Origin of the sequence: Lichenifustis flavocetrariae (assembly GCF_026130545.1) — a bacterium.
Classification (GTDB): domain Bacteria; phylum Pseudomonadota; class Alphaproteobacteria; order Rhizobiales; family Beijerinckiaceae; genus Lichenihabitans; species Lichenihabitans flavocetrariae.
This window is the reverse complement of the sequence record NZ_JAMOIM010000168.1, coordinates 1-631: the sequence shown is the minus strand read 5'-3', so window position 1 is coordinate 631 and position 631 is coordinate 1. Positions and strand designations below refer to the sequence as shown.

Sequence of the window (631 nt, the reverse complement as noted above, 5' to 3'; positions counted from 1 at the left end):
CCTGGGCCTTGGTTCCGATGAAGGCGCGCTTTTCATGGTCGCCGACGATGTGCCACATCCATTTTTCCGGATGGATGAAGACTGGGCCGATGACCAGCGCCGTCAGGAAGCCGTCCATCATCGACACGCCGCCGCAGTGTGGGCTCGGGTCGGCGTGTTGGAACCACGACTCCAGTTGGTCCAGAGACAGAACCCTAGCCCGCCTCGGCCGTCTCACGCCGCAGCCGCCAGGTTTGGCCCCTCACGCTGGGCCTTCCATTTCCAGGCGAGCAACTGGTCGAGCTCGTGGCTCTTGACCTCGCCCGAGACGACGCGTTCGAGCACGTCGTTCAGCCAGGTGTAGGGGTCCAAGCCGTTGAGCCGGGCCGTCTGCAAGAGCGAGGCGAGAATGGCCCAGCTCTCAGCGCCGCCGCAGCTCCCGGCGAAGAGTGAGTTCCGGCGCCCAAGGGCAATGGGCCGCATCGTCCGCTCCACCGTATTGGAGTCGACTTCGATCCGCCCGTCGTCCAGGAAGGCGGTCAACCCGACCCAGTGACCGAGCGAGTATTTGATCGCCTTGGCCAGGGCGGACTTGGACGAGATCTCGGTCAACGCCGCTTCCAACGCCACCTTGAGATCGCTCACCAACGGC

At 64.7% G+C, this 631-nt stretch carries 2 protein-coding genes; both read right to left on the bottom strand.

From position 1 onward, the window contains the following. The coding region (locus M8523_RS36480; protein ID WP_282589674.1) for a UPF0149 family protein at window positions 1-217 on the bottom strand (217 nt) is incomplete at its 3' end. Further along, a partial coding sequence (locus tag M8523_RS36475; RefSeq protein WP_282589673.1) for an IS66 family transposase occupies window positions 214-631 on the bottom strand: 418 nt, incomplete at its 5' end. The genes M8523_RS36480 and M8523_RS36475, both read right to left, overlap by 4 nt.